The organism is Rothia nasimurium (genome assembly GCF_928391935.1).
Lineage (GTDB): Bacteria > Actinomycetota > Actinomycetes > Actinomycetales > Micrococcaceae > Rothia > Rothia nasimurium_D.
In genome coordinates, this window is sequence record NZ_CAKMTD010000031.1 from 1 (window position 1) to 324 (window position 324).

Consider the following 324-nt stretch of genomic DNA (forward strand, 5'->3'; position numbering starts at 1 on the left):
CTTCATCGTTCGACTTGCATGTGTTAAGCACGCCGCCAGCGTTCGTCCTGAGCCAGAATCAAACTCTCCGTTGAAAAAATGAAGTAGTTGATGATCCTGGTCTCTGATTGTTAGCGAACCATTCACCTACGGGGTAGGTGTGGTTCAAGCTGACGAATCTGAAACCAATTGATTATCAAATTCAGTGAGAAACCAGCGGTTTCTCACAGTGTTATATAAATATTTGGTATCAGTTCTATTTCCATATCACTCACAACATGGTGTTGTGTTAGTGTGATGATGGACGATAAGAATGTTATTTATAACATTGGTACGCTATTGAGT

Annotated in this window: 1 rRNA gene; it reads right to left on the reverse strand. The window is 40.7% G+C overall.

The features are described from left to right. Positions 1–74: ribosomal RNA gene (locus tag L7A15_RS10610) — 16S ribosomal RNA — on the reverse strand; the annotation flags it as partial. Positions 75–324: the final 250 nt, after the last annotated feature.